We start from the raw sequence: 935 nt of genomic DNA on the forward strand, positions 1-935 counted from the left end.
TGAATTTGATGAAAAAGTCCTTGACTTTTCGTCTCTGGCAAAACCGCTAAGTCGATTTTGATTTCCTGCGGTGCGCGTCTGGCCGTATTTGATATTGCGGAGCTACGCGAGGTTACATCCTACGATGAGTTGGAACTGGATACGCTGGGAGACAGAAAAACGGCCCTGTTCCTCATTATGAGTGATACGGATGACAGTTTTAACTTTCTCATTTCCATGTGCTACACCCAGTTATTCAACCTGCTTTGTGAAAAGGCCGATGATGTGTATGGCGGCAGGCTTCCGGTTCATGTGCGCTGTTTGATTGATGAGTGTGCTAACATCGGGCAGATTCCGAAACTGGAAAAGCTGGTGGCCACCATCCGAAGCCGTGAAATCTCTGCCTGTCTGGTGTTGCAGGCACAGAGTCAGCTCAAGGCGATCTATAAGGATAACGCAGATACCATTATCGGAAACATGGATACTTCCATCTTCCTGGGCGGTAAAGAGCCGACTACCCTCAAAGAGCTGGCTGCCGTGCTGGGCAAGGAAACCATCGACACCTACAATACCGGAGAGAGCCGTGGACGGGAAACCTCCCATTCACTCAACTATCAAAAATTGGGGAAAGAGCTGATGAGCCAGGATGAGCTTGCTGTTATGGATGGAGGCAAGTGTATCCTCCAGCTGCGCGGTGTGCGTCCTTTCCTTTCGGATAAGTACGACATCACCAAGCACCCCAATTTCAAGTACACTGCCGACGCGGATGACAAGAACGCTTTTGATATTGAAGCATTCTTGTCCGCAAGGCTGAAACTCAAGCCCAATGAGGTCTGCGATGTATATGAAGTAGACACAAAGGGCGCTTAATTTCGTTCCGCTTTAGAAGGGAGTGATCTTATCTATTCGCCGCACCTGCCCTCTATGGGCCATTGGCGTACAAAGCGGACAATCGC

1 pseudogene is annotated in these 935 nt (G+C 49.4%); it reads left to right on the plus strand.

Annotated elements, in window-relative coordinates:
• Positions 1-33: 33 nt before the first annotated feature.
• A pseudogene (locus PGS25_RS15570) lies at positions 34-849 on the plus strand (VirD4-like conjugal transfer protein, CD1115 family); the annotation flags it as partial.
• Positions 850-935: the final 86 nt, after the last annotated feature.

Origin of the sequence: Butyricicoccus sp. AM78-15b2TA, from assembly GCF_027665985.1 — a bacterium.
Taxonomy (GTDB): Bacteria; Bacillota; Clostridia; order Oscillospirales; family Butyricicoccaceae; genus Agathobaculum; species Agathobaculum butyriciproducens.